This is a genomic window from Actinoplanes solisilvae (assembly GCF_003999975.1).
Classification (GTDB): domain Bacteria; phylum Actinomycetota; class Actinomycetes; order Mycobacteriales; family Micromonosporaceae; genus Actinoplanes; species Actinoplanes solisilvae.
Genome location: NZ_RJAC01000020.1, coordinates 178,643 through 194,635, shown reverse-complemented (window position 1 = coordinate 194,635; position 15,993 = coordinate 178,643). Strand labels below are relative to the sequence as shown.

The window sequence follows — 15,993 nt, the reverse complement described above, 5'->3', positions numbered from 1 at the left end:
AAATGTTGCCAAAGGAATCTCCCACCAAACTTGACCCCGCAAAACGAGGCAAGCCGGCCGGGGTATTACTAATTGGCACTGGCTTATCAAGCACCCTGTTGAGTTCTCAAAGAACAACCGCTCCCGGCTTACTGCTCCGGGGCACTCGCTCAACTTTACTAGGTCTTCCTGGCGTTGTCAACCGGTTTCTCCCGGTTGGTGCCTCTTCGTCCTAGTGCCTCCCGGATTCGAGGCGCGCAGCGTCGCTGCGTTCCGTGTTTCCTAGGATTTAGCAGGACGGCCGCTGCGGATCTCTCCGCTGCCTCGCCCGTTTCCCTGCTGGCCTGGAAAAGATTACACGGACGTTCCTGGGGCTCCAAATCGGGTACCCGTACCTCGCATATGCCCAGGTCAACACGGAGAAACGACAGTAAGGCCGCCTGGCGAACGATCAGGGATGGGCAACCTCGACAGCGCCGTCGCGCACCCGGACTCGCAGCAGGGGCTGATCCGCGGCCGCCGGCCCGTGCACAACCACGCCGTCCCGCAGCCGGAAGGTGCTCCCGTGCCAGGGGCAGACAACGCAATCCTCCTCAACGGCGCCCTCACCGAGCGGGCCGCCTTCATGACCGCATCGCTCCACCATCGCCGTCACGGTCTGCCCGTCGCGGTACAGCAGCACCGGCACATCGCCGACCGTCCGCACCGCGGGCTTCCGCTCCGGCAGCGTCGACAGCTCCCCGACCGACGTCCAGTCATCCGGCACACGCGGCATCTCGGTCGCCGCGTGACTGACCCCGCCACCCAGGGCGTACGACAAATGGCCGCCCAGATGGGCACCGAGGCTGATCACCGTCAGTCCCGCGAAGCTCAACGCTCGCCCGGAGCCCCCACGCAGGCGGGCGACGAGCGAGGCCGCATAGAAGCTGACTCCCACCACGTTCACGGTTGCGTGCACCAGGCCCAGCCGCTGGCGGTCCCTGGTGAGCTCCGACCAGTCGACCAGGCCGGCAGCCACAGCCGGGGCGACGCTGGCCGTGCCGACACCGATCAGCGTGGTCGCCGATCGGTGGCCGCCCGGCACCAGGTCGAGGACGGCCGCCGAGATGAACGCTCCTACCGGCACCTGCACCAGCACCGGGTGCAACGGGTGACCCTGGGGCGTGCCGTGCAGCAGGTCGCGCAGCCACCGGGGTTTCACCACGGCGGACACCGCTGCCTGCAGTTTGTCGGTCACGCCGTCGAGCGAGCGTGCCTCCTCGAGCCGGCTGAGCATCTGCATTCCGTCGCGATTCCCCGACGGAGAGCGACGAAACCCGAAGGGAGGCATGGTCTACGGCACAGATTGAGCGTCAGACACTTATGGTGCCGTTCATGGACGGATTCATCGCACCGGGTTTCGCGGCGGTCGGCGAGGCGTTTGCCATCGAGCCACGCGGAGGCTCGGCGCTGACCGTGCTGCGGGACGGCGAGCCGGTGGTCGAGCTGGTCGAGGGCTGGCGCGACGAGGCCCGCACCGCGCCGTGGCAGCCGAACACTCTGGTCAATGTGTATTCGACCGGAAAGCCCGTGATCGCCATGGCCGCGATGATTCTGGTCGCTCGTGGCCTGGTCGATCTCGATGCGCTGATGTCCACCTATTGGACGTCTTTCCAGACCCCAGCCTCCGTACGCCAGGTCCTGTCCCACACTGCGGGCCTTCCCTTCTTCCCGGTTCCGCGTACGGCCTCCGCCTTCAGCGACTGGGACCTGCTCTGCGGCGACCTGGCCGCGACCTCGCCGGAATGGGAGCCGGGCACGGTGGCCGCCGAGCACGCCTTGACGTACGGCCATCTGGTCGGTGAATTGGTGCGCCGCGTCGACGGTCGGCCTCCTGCGCGGTTCGTCGCGGAGGAGCTCGGTTTCGATTTCGGATTCGCGCTCGCCGATGCCGACCTCGCACGCTGTGCCGATCTCGAGTTCGACCGCCCCGACTGGCCCCAGCGCAACGCGGGCGAGCCTGATTCGCCGAAGTCGCGGGCGATCAGCAACCCGGAGGGCGCCCGGGACCTGTCCGTCGTCAACAGCACCGCCTGGCGTCAGGCGACCGTGCCCGCGGTCAATCTGCACGCGAGCGCCACCGGCATCGCCCGTTTCTACGCCGCGATCCTCGACGGTTCACTGCCCTCGCTGGCGGTGCCGCAGTTCACCGGCCCCGACCTGTTCATCGGCGAGGAGACGACCTGGGGTCTGGGCGTGCAACTCGAACCGGACGGCACCTGGGGCCACGGCGGACTGGGCGGCTCGGCGGGCTACGCCGACCCGGCGCGCGGCCTGGCCATCGCGTACGTGACCAGGCGTCTCGGTGATTTCGCGGCGCTCGACCGGATCGACGCCGCACTGCCTCGCTGAAACTTCTCAGGTGCGGCTGTTCGCGCCCGATTCTGACCAGCGCGGAAGAGGGTTCACAGTGAGGCGGCCGCGAGCGGACATGGCTGGTGTCCGGCATTCTCGCGGCCGTTTCCGCGGCCATCAGCGCACTGTGAGCGGGGTTTCCGCCTCGATCCGGGACAGCTTCTCAGGGTTGCGCACGTAGTAGATGCCGCTGACCCGGCCGTCGTCGATCCGCAGCGCGGCGACCCCGTCGATCTCCCCGTCGAAGCGGAACAGCAGCGCCGGGTTCCCGTTGATCACGGTCGGCTCGGCGCTCAGCGTGCCCCCGACCTTCTGCATGCTGCCGAAGAACAGGCGGATCGCCTTCTCGACCCCGACGATCGGGCGCAGTGCGGTCAGCTTCACGCCACCGCCGTCGCTGACCACGACCACCTCGGGCGCGAGCACGTCCAGCAAACCTTGCAGGTCACTGGTCTCGACCGCGCGCTGGAACGCCGCCAGCACCTCCCGCCTCTCGCCCGGCGAGACCACCGTACGGGGGCGACGGGCGTCGACGTGTTGCCGAGCGCGGTGCGCGATCTGGCGTACGGCGGCCGGGGTCTTCTCGACCGCCGCGGCGATCTCGTCATAGCTGATGTCGAACACCTCACGCAGCACGAAGACGGCGCGTTCGGTCGGCGAGAGCGTCTCGAGGACCAGCATCATCGCCATCGACACGCTCTCGGCCAGCTCGACGTCGGCCGCCGAATCGGGCGCGGTCAGCAGCGGTTCGGGCAACCACGAGCCCACGTACGCCTCTTTGCGCCGTTGCATGGTGCGGATGCGGTTGAGTGACTGGCGGGTGGCGATCCGGATCAGGTAGGCGCGCTGATCCCGTACCTGGTCCAGATCGACTTTGATCCACCGCAGCCAGGACTCCTGCAGCACGTCCTCGGCGTCGGCGGCCGATCCGAGGATCTCGTAGGCGACGGTGAAGAGCAGGTTCCGGTGGGCGACGAACGCGTCGGTCGCCGGGTCGCTCATCGGGGCACCGCAGGCGCGGTCTCGGTCTCGGTCTCGGTCTTGGCGCGGCGTACGGTCTCGGCGCGGCTGCGGTCCTTGAACCACAGGTTGATCGAGCCGGGGCGGCGAGCCTCGAGCTTCAACTGCCAGATGGTGCTCTTGCAGACGCCCTCCTTGAGGGTGGCCATCGACTTGGTGCCCTCGTAGAACGCCTTGGTCACGGTGTCGTCCTTGCGCGCGACCTGGACGACGCCGGCCCCGCGGCCGAGGCTGATGCACTCGCCGAAGAACCCGACGTCGAAGTGGCGCGGCTGCTTGCCGGCGATCCGGTTCAGCACCGTCTCGGCGGCCTGCGGACCGATCTGCATCGCGGACTGGCAGCTCATGCGCACCGGCAGGCCCGACGGCGACGCGGAGTCGCCGGCCGCGATGATGCGCGGGTCGTCCACGCTCGTGAGCGTCTCGTCGGTGAGCAGGCGCCCGAGCGAATCGGTGCTGAGGCCGCTGCGAACGGCGAGGTCCGGCACGCTGAAACCCGCGGTCCAGATAGTCACGGCGCTGGGCAGTTCACGGCCGTCCGCGAGCTGCACCGCGTCGGCGGTCATGGTGGCCACCCGCGCGTCGCCGCCCTCGATGATGGTCACGCCGAGTTTGACGAGCCGTTTGGCCACCGCGCGCCGGGCCTTCGGGTGCAGGTAGGGGCCGAGCACCTTGCCGCAGACGAGGGTCACCCTACGGCCCAGTTCGGCCAGCTCGGACGCGGTTTCCAGGCCGGTCGGCCCGGCGCCCACGACGGTCAGCGGGGCCGAGGCCGGCGCGGCCGCGATCACCGGCTGCAGTTTTCGGGCCTGCTCCAGGGTGGAGATCGGGTAGGCGTGCTCGGCCGCGCCGGGGACGGCCGGGGTGCCGCTGCCACTGCCGGCGGCGTAGACCAGGTAGTCGTAGTCGAGGGTGCCGCCGCCGGCCAGCACCGCGTGGCGCTCGGCCGCGTCGATGGTCGTCACGGTGTCGACCAGCAGCTGGACGGGCCCGGCGAGAATGTCGCGGTATTCGACGAGCGCGTCATCCGACCCGCCGACCAGCTGATGCAGCCTGATCCGCTCGACGAATTCCGCGCGTGGGTTGATCAGGGTCACCGACACGTCGTCGCGCTGCGTGAGCCGGTTGGCCGCCATCAGGCCCGCGTACCCGCCGCCAACCACGATGACCTTGGTGTTCTCCGACATGGCCACTCCTCTTTCGAAGGTTTGACCCCAAGACACCGCGGCGCACGCGGATGTGACATCGGAAAATCAGGTCTTCCGCTGACGACGAGAGCGTCCGCGGGAAAGATCCGGAAAAGCAAAACGTCCACCGTGCGTTTCCGCAGGTGGACGGTGCTCAGAGCCCGGCGAGAGGCCTGGTGGCCAGGGGCGGGGTCGAACCGCCGACCTTCCGATTTTCAGTCGGACGCTCGTACCAACTGAGCTACCTGGCCTTGCATGTTTCTTGCGGTCCTGACGGGACTTGAACCCGCGACCTCCGCCTTGACAGGGCGGCGAGCACTCCAACTGCTCCACAGGACCTTGCTGTCTTACCGTTCCTCGCTGTCTTGCCGTTCCGTACTGCCTTGCTCTTTACTGCCCGGCTAGCTTAGCGGTTGCTTGCCGCTAACTTACCAGTACCCCCAACGGGATTCGAACCCGTGCTACCGCCTTGAAAGGGCGGCGTCCTGGGCCACTAGACGATGAGGGCAACTCCGCAAGTATTGCACGTCTGCAATGCTTTGCGGCTTGACCCCAACCGGGCCCCCGCTTGAGGCTTGGAAAGCATACGTGATCCACCGACCCCGCTTCAAATCGGTATCCCCTTCCGTGCGGCACCGCCATGACCTGCGGAAACGTCAGCAGGCGGCGGCTTGGACGGCTTCTACGGCCTCGGCGAGGTTCGTGAGCTGGGCCACTCCGGGAGGAAACGGGCCGTGCCAACCAGGTCCGGCGGCGGCGGTCAGCAGCGGCGGATGAGGCCCATCGGCCACCTGGGCGAGCTGGAGAACGTCGGCCGTCGCGGGCGTCTGCGACCAAAGCACGACCACGGCGGGGCCGGTGCGCGCGATCGCCTCGGCCAGGGCGGCCGGGGGCACGCGAGCGCCCAGCAGCCGGCTGGCGACGCCGACCTCGGCCAGTGCGGCGGCCAGGGCCTCCAGCGGCAGCGTGTGCTGTTCCTCGTCGACGGCGGCGAGCAGCACCCGGGGGATCGCCGTGCGATCGGGGCGGGGCACCGAGGCCAGCACTTCGGTGATCGCGCGGGAGAGCAGGTGCTCGACCTCGATGTAGCGCGAGGTGGCCTCGTAGCGTTCGCCGATGCCGATCAGCACCGGCATGGCAACTTCGTTCCAGGCTTCGATCACCCCGTGGTCAAGAACCACCACCTCGACGATGTCCCGCATCGCGGGCGCGTCCAGGCGCATGGCGGCGCGGGCCAGTCCGCGGGCCGCGGGTGAGGCCGGGCCGACGGCGATCGTGTGTCCGCCGCCGTCCCGGGCGGGTGCCGGGGTCAGCATGTCGGTGGGGGCGCGCCGGGCCCACGCGGCTGCTTCGGCGGGGGCGACGCCCTGGGCGGTCAGCCGGCGCATCACCTCGAGGCGGTCGAGGTCCTGCTCGGTGTAGCGACGGTGGTGTCCGGGGACGTGTTCGCTCGGCCCGAGGCCGTACCGCTGGTGCCAGGTGCGCAGGGTCGTGACCGCCACTCCGAGGCGGCGGGCGACGGCGCCGGCGGTCAGTCCTTCAACGGCCATCGGGCTGGACGACGACGCCGGTGACACCGGCGAGGCGCTGGGTCACCCCGAGGAGCCAGGGCGCGTACGCCCGGGAGTCGCTCTCGATCTCGGCGAGGAGCGTCGGCACCGGCGCCCAGCGCAGGTCGGCGACCTCGTCCGGGTCGGGCATGGGGTGCACGCCGGCGGGCAGGTCGCCCACGAGCACGTGGTCGTACTCGTATTCGACGCGGCCGGTGGCTGGGTCTTCCGCGTAGTAGGCGTAGACGCCGACCTCGCTGAGGGTCACGTCGGCGATCCCGACCTCTTCGATCAGGCGGCGGCCGGCCGCGATCTGCAGCGGCTCGCCCGGCAGGGGGTGCCCGCAGCAGGTGTTGGCCCAGCGCAGCGGGAAGCGGGTCTTGACCGCGGCGCGCTGCTGGAGCAGCACCTGCCCGAACTCGTCGCGCAGGAAGACCGAGAACGCGCGGTGCAGCCGGCCCGGCGCCCGGTGGGAGTCGGCGACGGTGGCCGTGCCGAGTGCTCGGCCTTCGGCGTCGACCAGTTCGACGAGGTGTTCCTCGCGGGCGGTCACGACGCCCGCCCGGTGACGCGAGCGGCGGCCAGCTTGCCCGAGATCAACACCATGGGTACGCCCACACCGGGCTGGGTGCCCGAGCCGGTGAAGACCACGTTGTCGAGGCCGGGGTGCAGATTGGCGGGGCGGAACGGCCCGGTCTGGCCGAACGTGTGCGCCGCCGCGAACGGGGTGCCGGCGGCCATACCCTGATCCTCCCAGTCTGCGGGGGTGATGATCTGTTGCACTTCGATGCCGTCGCCGAAGCCGACGTAACCGCGCTGTTCCAGAGTGCGGACGAGCGAAGCCGCGTATCTCTCGGCCAGGCCGCCACGCCAGTCCATCGGACCGGCGACCAGATTAGGTGTCGGTGCAAGCACGTAGTAACTGTGCCGTCCGGCTGGGGCGCCCGACGGATCGGTGCGGGTGGGGTTGGTCACCAGCAGCGAGGGGTCGCTCATCAGCAGCCCCTGGCGGATGACCTCGTCGAACGTGCCGCGCCATTTCGATCCGAAGTGGATGTTGTGGTGCGCGATCTTGCTGTAGCCCTGGCGGGAGCCGAGGTGCAGAACCACGCACGAGGGCGAATATCGCAGGCGTCGCTGCCGGGCCGGGGGGAGAAGATCGCGTTTGGCGATCGGCAGGTCGGGGTTGAGTACGACCACGTCCGCCGGGATCCGTGAGCCGTCCGCGGTGATCACGGCGGTGGCCCGGCCGTTGGCCGTCTCGACGTCGGTGACCGTGGTCTCGTAGCGGAAGGTGACGCCGTGTTTCTCGGCCGCGCCGGCGAGCGCGCGGGGCACGGCGTGCATGCCGCCCTTGGGGAAGAAGACGCCGGCGACCGAGTCGAGATAGGCGATCACGGCGTAGATGGCGAGCGCGTCGTGCGGCGCGAGTCCCGCGTACATCGCCTGGAACGAGAAGATGCGCTGCGTACGGGGGTCTCGGAAATATTGGTTGATCTTGGGTTGGAGGCGGCGGAACCCGCCCATGCCCAGCAGCTTGAGCAGGTTGAGGTTGAGCAGGTCGACCGGGGTGTCGAGATTGCGGTCGATGAAGGCGTTGCGCTCGAGGCGCCAGAGCTGCCGGGCGAAATCGACGAAGCGCAGGTAGCCGTCGGCCTCGCGGGGGCCGCAGACCCGGGAGATCTCGGCCGCCATCCGTACGGTGTCGGTGCGCACGTCGAGCGTCGAACCGTCGGGATAATAGGCCCGGTAGGCCGGGTCGAGCGGCGTGAGTTCGAGCCAGTCGCTCAGGTTCTCGCCGACGGCGGCGAGCGGCTCGGCGATCAGTTCCGGCATCGTCAGCACGGTCGGACCGGTGTCGAACTCGTAGCCCTGAAGGCTGAGCTTGCCCGCCCGGCCGCCGGGGACGGCCTCGCGCTCGACGACCGTCACCTGCCGGCCGGCCGCGGCCAGATGCAGGGCGCAGGCGAGCCCGCCCAGTCCGGCGCCGACCACGACCACGTGATCGGTGCGTCCCGTCACTGTTCGCATAGTTGAGTGCACCTCCGGGTGGACATCATGCCGGGCGGTGCGTGACACGGACCGCAAGTTCGATGAGGGCCGCGCGGGCATCCTCGTGGATCGGGGCGCCGGCCAGCGCGGCGATGCCGTCGGCCACCCGTTCCTGAATCATCGCCTCGACCCGGGCCGGCGCTCCCGTCTCGGCGATCAGCTTGGCACGCCGCTCGATCAGCGGTTCGGGGCCGCCGGAGCCATCGGCGGGGTTGATGGCTCCGGCGGAGTCGAGGGCGAGCTCGGCGCGTTGCTCAGGAGTCGCGAGCTTGTGCGCGAGCATCAGCAGAGCGGTGGGCTTTCCGGTACGCAGGTCGTCGCTGGCCGGTTTGCCGGTAACCGCGGGATCGCCGTAAACACCCAGCAGGTCGTCGCGAAGCTGGAACGCCTCGCCGACCGCGAGGCCGTATTTTCCGTACGCCTCCTCGGTCTGCGGTTGGGTGAGGCCGGTCAGAGCCAGACCGAACTGCAGCGGGCGCTGGACGGTGTAACTGGCGGTCTTGTGCCGGGCGACGAGCAGGGCGCGCTCGGTCGACCAGGCGCTGGGCTGGCTTTCGCCGAGAATGTCGAGATATTGCCCGGCGATCGCCTCGACGCGCATGCGGTCGTAGTAGGCGCGGACGGCGGGCGGGTTGCCGGCGCGGGCCAGCAGCTGGTCGGCCCAGACGAGGCAGAGGTCGCCGACGAGGATCGCGGCGGCCGAACCGAACCGGTCGGAATCTCCGATGCTGAGGTCGCTCTCGTGCTGACCGGCGAAGATGCGGTGGGCGGTCGGCAGGCCGCGGCGGGTGGCCGACCCGTCCATCACGTCGTCGTGCACCAGCGCGAACGTGTGCAGCAGCTCGAGCGCGGCGAAGGCGGGCAGCGCCGGCTCGACCGGCTCGCCGGGTCCGGCGGCGCCGCGCCAGCCCCAGTAGGCGAAGACCGGGCGCAGCCTCTTGCCGCCGGCGAGCACCAGACCGCGAGCGGTGCGGGCGAAGCGGCCCAGGGCCGGGTCGATCGAGTCGAGCGACGCGATCTGGGCGGCCAGAAAGTCGGCGAGGGTGCCGTCGATCGCGTCGATCAGCGCGTGTGGGGACGCCCCCTGACGGGGTATGCCCAGCTGCCTGTTTCCCTCGAGCGTGTCGTTGGCCACGAGTAGTACCGTACCCTTGCTTTGAAGTTGCGTCGATTCGTGCGTCGATTTTCTCCGGAGGAGCCCGTGGAAACCGATCTGACCGCGGCCTACGAGCGGTGCCGAGAGCTGCACAAGCGCCACGGCCGCACCTATTACCTGGCCACGAAGCTCCTCCCGGCCTGGAAGCACCGGCATGTCCACGCGCTCTACGGCTTCACCCGGTATGCCGACGAAATCGTCGATGAAACCTCGGATCTCCCACCAATTGCTCGCGCCGAGAGGTTGACGCAGTGGTCGGCCGCCTTCGTCGCCGGCCTGCGGGGCGAGCCGGTCGACGACCCGCTGCTGCCCGCGGTGCTGCACACCATCGCCGTATTCGACCTGGCCGTCGACGATTTCGCGACATTTCTGCGCTGCATGGCGATGGATCTCACGGAGACGTCGTACGCGACCTATGACGATCTTCTCGACTACATGGAGGGCTCGGCCGCCGTTATCGGCACGATGATGCTGCCGATCCTCGGTTCGAGCGACCCGGCCGCCGCGCGCGAGCCGGCCCGCCAGCTCGGCTTCGCCTTCCAGCTCACCAACTTCATCCGCGACATCGCCGAGGATCTCGAGCGCGGCCGCGTCTACCTGCCCGAATCACACCTCAACCGCTTCGGTGTCACCGACGACGACCTCGCCCGTGGCCTGGTCACGCCGCCCGTCCGAGAGCTCATCCGGTACGAGGTGGGGGTCGCTCGCGAGCACTACGCGGCCGCCGCCCCCGGCATCGTCATGCTCGACCCCGCCTCACAGGCCTGCATGCGTACGGCGTTCGCCCTCTACGGCGGCATCCTCAACGAGATCGAGGCGAACGACTACGACGTCTTCAGCCGCCGCGCCACCGTGCCCAACCGGCGCCGGGCGTCGGTCGCGATGCGCAGCCTGCTCACCAAGCCCGGCGTGCCGGTGCGGACGGGGGCCTGAGATGCGTACGGCCGTCGTGCTCTTCACCCGCGACCTGCGCATACGGGACAACCCGGCGCTCGCCGCCGCATGCGCCAACGCCGAGCAGGTCGTGCCGCTCTATGTGCTCGACCCGCCGCTCGGCCGGCTCTCGGCCAACCGCACCCGCTTCCTGCACCAGTCGCTGGCCGACCTGCGCTCGGCGCTGCGCGAGCGGGGCGGCGACCTGGTGATCCGTACGGGCGACCCGGTGGCCGAGGCGGTCGAACTCACTCGGTCGGTCGACGCGGAGGGGATCGCGCTGGCCGCCGACGTCAGCGCCTACGCCAAGCGGCGCGAGGAGCGGCTGCGACAGGAGTGTGAACGGCACCGGATCGCGTTGCGGCTGTTCCCCGGCCTGACCGTCGTCGACCCGGGTGAGCTGCGGCCGGGCGGGGGTGGCGACTCGTACAAGGTGTTCTCGCCCTATCACCGGTCGTGGCGCGCCGCGAAATGGCGCGACGAGGTGGCGACCCCACGCTCGATCACGATGCCGGGCGGAGTCACAGTCGGACAACTGCCCGCGCTGCCCGCGGGTGAGTCACCGGACGCGGCGGAGGGCGGCGAGACCGAGGCACGACGACGGCTGGCCTCCTGGTTGCGGCACATCGGGCCGTACCCGGAGTTGCACGACGCGATGGCCGACGACGGGACGAGCAGGCTCAGCCCGTACCTCAGGTTCGGTTGTCTGTCGCCTTTGGAGCTGGCCAACGCCGCGATCAAGCAGGAGGCCGAGGAGTATGCGCGGCAGCTCTGCTGGCGCGACTTCTACTACCAGGTCGCGCTGACGTTCCCGGCGTTGTCGACCAAGCCGATCAGGCCCGCCGGCGACACCTCGTGGCGCGACGACGCCGACGCGCTGCAGCATTGGCAGGACGGGCTGACCGGAGTTCCCGTCGTCGACGCCGGCATGCGCCAATTGCGCGCCGAGGGCTGGATGCACAACCGGGCCCGGCTGATCACCGCCGCGTTCCTGACCAAGCACCTCGGCCTCGACTGGCGGGCCGGAGTGCAGTGGTTCTTCCGCTGGTTGCTCGACGGTGACGTGCCGAACAACTCGGGCAACTGGCAGTGGGTGGCCGGCACCGGCAACGACACCCGGCCCTATCGGAAGTTCAATCCCATCCGTCAGGCGCAGCGGTTCGACCCCGAAGGCGTGTACGTTCGGCGCTACGTTCCCGAACTCAAGGGAGTCGAGGGCGGCGCCGTGCACCAGCCCTGGCGCCTGCCGGACGAGGTCCGGCGCGGCCTTGACTACCCGGGGCCGCTCGAGTCACATCGAGATGAGGCGGTGTGGCTGCGGCCGTGACCCCGCCCGGTACGCCCGGGCGGGTCTCAGCGGGGCCCGGCGGCTGTTGCGTCCGTCATAACGTCAGGTCGACGGGCCCCGCACCCTTCACGGCAGCAGGACGCTCTTTCCCCCGCCGGCCGGGTTGTCATGCACGGCTGCGAGATCCTTCAGCGGGCGGCGCTCGGCGACGTCGATGACCAGCTCACCGGCGTCGACGCGGGCGACCAGATCGGCGAGCCGGGCCGGGTCGGGCCGCAGGAAGACGTTGATGTTCGGTCCGGCTGTGTTGAAACCCGGCGCCTCGGTGGCTACCAGGTTCACCACCACGTCGAACTGCCCGCTGAGCGGCTCGGCGGTGTAGTCGATCAGGTGGTCGGCGCCGCGGGCCCGCAGCCGGTCAGCGCTGCGCTTGCTCGCGGTCGCGGTGACGACGGCGCCGACCTGCTTGGCGAGTTGCACGGCATAGCCGCCGACGGCACCACCGGCACCGTTGATCAGGACGGTCTGCCCCTTCTGCAACTTGGCGTGCTCGAAAAGGACCTGCCACGCGGTCAGGGCCGACGAGGGCAGGGCCGCGGCGTCGGCGAGATCGACCGTACGGGGTGCGCGCACCAACGCCTCGGCGGGCACCAGCGCATATTCGGCCGCCGAGCCCGGAGCGGTCATCGAGAGGAGCGCGATGACGGGCTCGCCTGCCGGCCACCCGGCCGCGCTCAGAGCAACCGTGCCCGACAATTCGATGCCGGGAACGTGCGGCAGGTCGACGGGGAACACCTGCTGCAGGTAGCCACCTCGAATGCCGTCGTCGACCGGGTTGAACGCGCTGCCGGCGATCTTGACGAGCACCTCACCCGGGCCGGGGACGGGAGTGGGCACCTCTTCGTAGCGCAGGACCTTGCTGTCGCCGTAATCGTGGAAACGCACTGCCTTCATGGTGGGCCTCCGTCGTTGTGTCGTCTTGCTACGACTTCGAAGCATCCTCTCGCTACGAATTCGAAGCAATATGGTGCTCGTCACGATGCTTCGAGTTCGCAGCGGTAGCCTTCGGGCATGCCCTTGCAACCCCGCCAGCTGGGGACCTACTTCGCGCTGATCGAGGCGGTGAACCTCTTCCAGCACGCCGTCGAGCAGCAGCTCCGCGCCGACGGCGACCTCAGCGACATCCAGTTCCAGCTGCTGATGCGGCTCATCGGCGCGAACGGGCAACTGACGATGACCGAGCTGGCGGACAGCGTCGTCTACAGCCGCTCCGGCCTCACCTATCAGGCGGGCCAGCTCGAAAAGGCCGGCCTGGTCACCCGCGCCCCCGACCCCCGCGACGACCGCGCCACCCTCGTGACGATCACCGACGCCGGCCGCGCCCGCATCGACCAGGTCCTCCCCGGCCACGTCGACGTGGCCCAGCGCCTGCTCTTCGCCCAGCTGACCGACGACGACGTCGACGCCTTGGGCGAGATCATGACCCGCATACGAGACCATCTGCGCGCCGAGCCACCCAGATCAGCCGCCCCCCGAAAGTCAGCCCCCCGCAAACGCAACCCCGAGTAGCCCGCGCGCAGGCTATGGACAACGGGGTTCAACCCTCGTCGACAGTGCGATGGCTTCATTCGCGAATGACCGCGCCAAGGGCTGGCGGGCCGCCAGGCGTTGGTACCTGTGGGATGATCGGCGGCGTGACACTTCACAGAAGGGGCTGTGCCTCGTAGAGCGCCTGGATTGCTGCGTCGCCGTTCGTCGATCGCACGAAGCCCATGGATCCGCTATCGCGACGTTCCTGGGTTGTCCGGCCGCGCCAACGCTGCTGTCCGTCTGCTGGAGGGGCGGCTCTGGTCGCCGGGAGTGGTAGCTGCTGCGGTGAGCGTTTGGAGCGTCCATGCTCACGGCACTCGGCGGCGGTGGAAGCCATGGGAAGCGGAGTTCACATGTTCGTGTTGCGGCGAGGGCTGGGCACGGGCGCGCTTGGAAGAGACGGTTGCCATGCTGCCCGCCCATGCCGCGCGGGAGCTCCGAGCCGTCATCGACTGCTTGGATAACGCCTTACTCAGGCGCACTCATCATGATCCGCAGACGCCGGACGATGATCCTTGGTGGCTACGCCGCTGTTGAACGTCGGCGCCATCCCGGCACTGGTCCTTCGGAACGCCGTGGATGCTCGAGATCGCCCTCGTGAGCCTGGGTCCAGGGGCAGCGGCATGGGCGGCTATCGCAGGCGGGACGCGCGGAGTTCGAGGTAGCGGCGTTCCGGCAGGCTGAGGGTGCGGCGGGCGGCCACCAGATACTCGGCGCGGGCGGCCGTCGCGTCGCCGGCGCGTTCGAGCAGGTGGGCTCGGACGGCGGAGACGCGGTGGTGATCGGCCAGCGCCGGGTCGCGGGCGGCGAGGGAAAGCTCCCGCAGACCGACCAGCGGGCCGTCGACCTCGGCGAGCGCGACGATCCGGTTCAGCGTCACCATCGGGCCGGGGGCGAGCACGTGCAGCACCCGATAGAGCGCGAGGATCTGCTCCCAGTCGGTGTCCGCGGCGGCCGCAGCTTCGGCGTGCACGGCGGCGATCGCGGCCTGCACCTGGAACGGACCGATCGCGGTGTCGCGCAGCGCGGCGGTCACGATCGTGATGCCTTCGGCGATCGCCGCGCTGTCCCACAACGTACGGTCCTGGTCGGCCAGGGGCACGAGGGCACCGTCGGGGCGGGTGCGGGCCGGGCGGCGTGCGTCGGTGAGCAGCATCAGCGCGAGAAGTCCGGCTACTTCGCCGTCGGCTGGGAGCCGCGCGTGCAACTGCCGGGTCAGCCGGATCGCCTCGGCGCTCAACTCGACGCGGTGCAGTGACGTTCCCGAGCTGGCCGTGTGGCCCTCATTGAAGATCAGATACAACACCTGCCGTACGCCGGGCAGTCGCTCTTCAAGATTGTCGGGGAGCACGAAGCGGGCGCCTTGGAGCTTCTTCTTCGCTCGGCTGATCCGCTGGCCGACCGTGCTTTCCGGCACCAGCAGCGCGCGAGCGATCTCGGCCGTGCCCAGGCCGCCGACCGCGCGCAGGGTCAACGCCACCTGCGACGCCGCCGTCAGGGCCGGATGGCAGCAGAGCACCAGCAGCGTGAGCTCGTCGTCACCTCGTACTTCGGGGGCCGGGTCGGGCGGCAGCGCCTCACGTCGACGGCGTGCCTCGTCGTTGCGCAGCAGTTCGATGCGCCGGCGCGAGGCGACCCGGATCAACCAGGCGCGCGGGTTGTCGGGCACGCCCTCGGCCGGCCACTGGCGTGCGGCCGCCAGCAGGGCTTCCTGCACGGCGTCCTCACTGCTGTCGAAGTCGCCGTAGCGACGCACCACCGCGCCCAGCACCTGCGGCGCGGCCGCGCGAAGCACCTCTTCGACCGGGGTCAGAACTCCCACCCGCTCATGTCGAGCACGGGGCGTACCTCGACCTCGGTGTTGGCCGCATCGGGAACTTTGGCCGCCCACGCGAACGCGTCCTCGGGCGTCGGGCAGTCGATCAGATAGAAGCCGGCGAGGTGCTCCTTGACCTCGGCGAAGGGGCCGTCCGAGACGATCGTCTCGCCGCCGCGGACCGAGACGAAGCGGGCCAGCGACGGGTCGGCCAGCCCTTCGGCGGCCACGAGCACCCCCGCCTCGGCCATCTCTTCGTTGAGGGTCAGATGGTCGCGGCCGAAGGTCGTGCGCTCGTCGTCGGACATCGCGTCCCAGACGGCGAGGCTGCGCTCGTTCGACTGAATGAGGATCAGATATTTCATGGCTCATCTCCTTCTCTCACCAGCATGTCGAAACCGGGCCGCCGGCTTCGACGTCTCGGTCACCAGCAGCCGGAAGTTTCTGGGATAGGAGTCAGAGATGCGCGAGATCCGAGAGGTGATCGAGGGCCGGGCCGCCCGGCTCAGCGAGGGCGACGTACGGGGGTTCCTGGCCTACGCCGCGCCCGAGGTCGTTCTTTACAGCCTGGCCCCTCCGCTGGGCGAACGGGTCGACAGCGGCGACCCGACCCCGGTGGAGCAGTGGCTCGCCACCTTCGAGGCGCCGCCGCGCCGGGAAGTGACCCAGCTCGAGATCACGGCGGACGGCGATGTGGCCTTCGCGACCAGCATCGACTCGATGAGCGCGACGCCGAAGGGCACGACCGACTCGTTCACGCTGTGGTACCGGGTGACGATCGGTCTGCGCCGCGTGGACGGGCGCTGGCTGGTCGTCCACGAGCACGAGTCGGTGCCGTTCCTGATGGACGGCTCCTTCGCCGCCGCTGTCGACCTCAAGCCCTGATGAGCCGGACGCCGGGCCTGAAGAAGGGGCCCGGCGTTTGTCGACCATGCGCGCAGACCTTGTAGGCCGCTGCCCCGTCGATAAGAGTGTTGTCAGGTTCTCGAACAACAACGCATATCGATCTTGGCGAGTCTGGCGGGGCG

At 69.5% G+C, this 15,993-nt stretch carries 15 protein-coding genes and 3 tRNA genes; 5 read left to right on the top strand and 13 right to left on the bottom strand.

Going from position 1 to position 15,993, the window contains the following annotated elements:
- Positions 1–430: 430 nt before the first annotated feature.
- The gene (locus EER30_RS35975; RefSeq protein ID WP_349290902.1) at positions 431–1,255 is read right to left on the bottom strand and encodes a Rieske (2Fe-2S) protein; all 825 of its coding nucleotides are present in this window, start codon (positions 1,253–1,255) and stop codon (positions 431–433) included.
- A 98-nt stretch (positions 1,256–1,353) separates the two neighbouring features.
- Here EER30_RS35975 and EER30_RS35970 point away from each other — a divergent pair, with 98 nt between their 5' ends.
- On the top strand, positions 1,354–2,370 hold the full coding sequence (locus tag EER30_RS35970; protein WP_127505383.1) for a serine hydrolase domain-containing protein: 1,017 nt from the start codon (positions 1,354–1,356) through the stop codon (positions 2,368–2,370).
- Positions 2,371–2,490: 120 nt separating this feature from the next.
- Here EER30_RS35970 and EER30_RS35965 read toward each other — a convergent pair whose 3' ends face one another.
- The 9 genes from EER30_RS35965 to EER30_RS35925 form a co-directional block, all read right to left on the bottom strand.
- Positions 2,491–3,375: an RNA polymerase sigma-70 factor gene (locus tag EER30_RS35965; protein ID WP_127505382.1), complete on the bottom strand. Its 885-nt coding sequence runs from the start codon at positions 3,373–3,375 to the stop codon at positions 2,491–2,493.
- Entirely contained in the window at positions 3,372–4,580 is a 1,209-nt protein-coding gene (locus tag EER30_RS35960; RefSeq protein WP_127505381.1) for an NAD(P)/FAD-dependent oxidoreductase, read from the bottom strand. Before EER30_RS35960 ends, EER30_RS35965 begins: the two co-directional genes overlap by 4 nt.
- 174 nt (positions 4,581–4,754) lie before the next feature.
- Positions 4,755–4,831, bottom strand: a tRNA-Phe gene (locus tag EER30_RS35955).
- A gap of 14 nt (positions 4,832–4,845) precedes the next feature.
- Positions 4,846–4,919: transfer RNA gene (locus EER30_RS35950), tRNA-Asp, on the bottom strand.
- A gap of 96 nt (positions 4,920–5,015) precedes the next feature.
- A tRNA-Glu gene (locus tag EER30_RS35945) sits at positions 5,016–5,088 on the bottom strand.
- A 148-nt stretch (positions 5,089–5,236) separates the two neighbouring features.
- Positions 5,237–6,130, bottom strand: coding sequence for a MerR family transcriptional regulator (locus EER30_RS35940; protein ID WP_127505380.1), 894 nt, complete (start codon positions 6,128–6,130; stop codon positions 5,237–5,239).
- Complete coding sequence (gene idi / locus EER30_RS35935; protein ID WP_127505379.1) at positions 6,120–6,683, bottom strand: isopentenyl-diphosphate Delta-isomerase; 564 nt, start codon at positions 6,681–6,683, stop codon at positions 6,120–6,122. Before idi ends, EER30_RS35940 begins: the two co-directional genes overlap by 11 nt.
- Positions 6,680–8,161 (bottom strand): phytoene desaturase family protein, encoded by a 1,482-nt coding sequence (crtI, locus tag EER30_RS35930; RefSeq protein ID WP_127505378.1) that lies wholly within the window; start codon positions 8,159–8,161, stop codon positions 6,680–6,682. Before crtI ends, idi begins: the two co-directional genes overlap by 4 nt.
- Positions 8,162–8,186: 25 nt before the next feature.
- Entirely contained in the window at positions 8,187–9,317 is a 1,131-nt protein-coding gene (locus EER30_RS35925; protein WP_127505377.1) for a polyprenyl synthetase family protein, read from the bottom strand.
- Between the two features lie 66 nt (positions 9,318–9,383).
- Between EER30_RS35925 and EER30_RS35920 the strand changes: the two genes are divergently transcribed.
- Together EER30_RS35920 and EER30_RS35915 are read left to right on the top strand one after the other, a co-directional pair.
- Positions 9,384–10,271: a phytoene/squalene synthase family protein gene (locus tag EER30_RS35920; protein WP_127505376.1), complete on the top strand. Its 888-nt coding sequence runs from the start codon at positions 9,384–9,386 to the stop codon at positions 10,269–10,271.
- 1 nt (position 10,272) lies between these two features.
- The gene (locus EER30_RS35915; protein ID WP_127505375.1) at positions 10,273–11,598 is read left to right on the top strand and encodes a cryptochrome/photolyase family protein; all 1,326 of its coding nucleotides are present in this window, start codon (positions 10,273–10,275) and stop codon (positions 11,596–11,598) included.
- 87 nt (positions 11,599–11,685) lie between these two features.
- Here EER30_RS35915 and EER30_RS35910 read toward each other — a convergent pair whose 3' ends face one another.
- Positions 11,686–12,513, bottom strand: coding sequence for an NADP-dependent oxidoreductase (locus tag EER30_RS35910; RefSeq protein WP_127505374.1), 828 nt, complete (start codon positions 12,511–12,513; stop codon positions 11,686–11,688).
- Between the two features lie 117 nt (positions 12,514–12,630).
- Between EER30_RS35910 and EER30_RS35905 the strand changes: the two genes are divergently transcribed.
- A complete protein-coding gene (locus tag EER30_RS35905) occupies positions 12,631–13,128 on the top strand; it encodes a MarR family winged helix-turn-helix transcriptional regulator (protein WP_127505373.1) in 498 nt (165 codons plus the stop codon).
- Positions 13,129–13,780: 652 nt separating this feature from the next.
- Here the strand turns inward: EER30_RS35905 and EER30_RS35900 are convergent.
- Positions 13,781–14,971 carry an RNA polymerase sigma factor gene (locus EER30_RS35900; RefSeq protein ID WP_240670501.1) on the bottom strand — a complete coding sequence of 397 codons (1,191 nt, stop codon included), beginning with the start codon at positions 14,969–14,971 and terminating at the stop codon, positions 13,781–13,783.
- Positions 14,959–15,330, bottom strand: coding sequence for a YciI family protein (locus tag EER30_RS49020; protein WP_164842600.1), 372 nt, complete (start codon positions 15,328–15,330; stop codon positions 14,959–14,961). Before EER30_RS49020 ends, EER30_RS35900 begins: the two co-directional genes overlap by 13 nt.
- 97 nt (positions 15,331–15,427) lie before the next feature.
- Here EER30_RS49020 and EER30_RS35895 point away from each other — a divergent pair, with 97 nt between their 5' ends.
- A complete protein-coding gene (locus EER30_RS35895; RefSeq protein WP_127505371.1) occupies positions 15,428–15,850 on the top strand; it encodes a YybH family protein in 423 nt (140 codons plus the stop codon).
- Positions 15,851–15,993 lie beyond the last annotated feature (143 nt).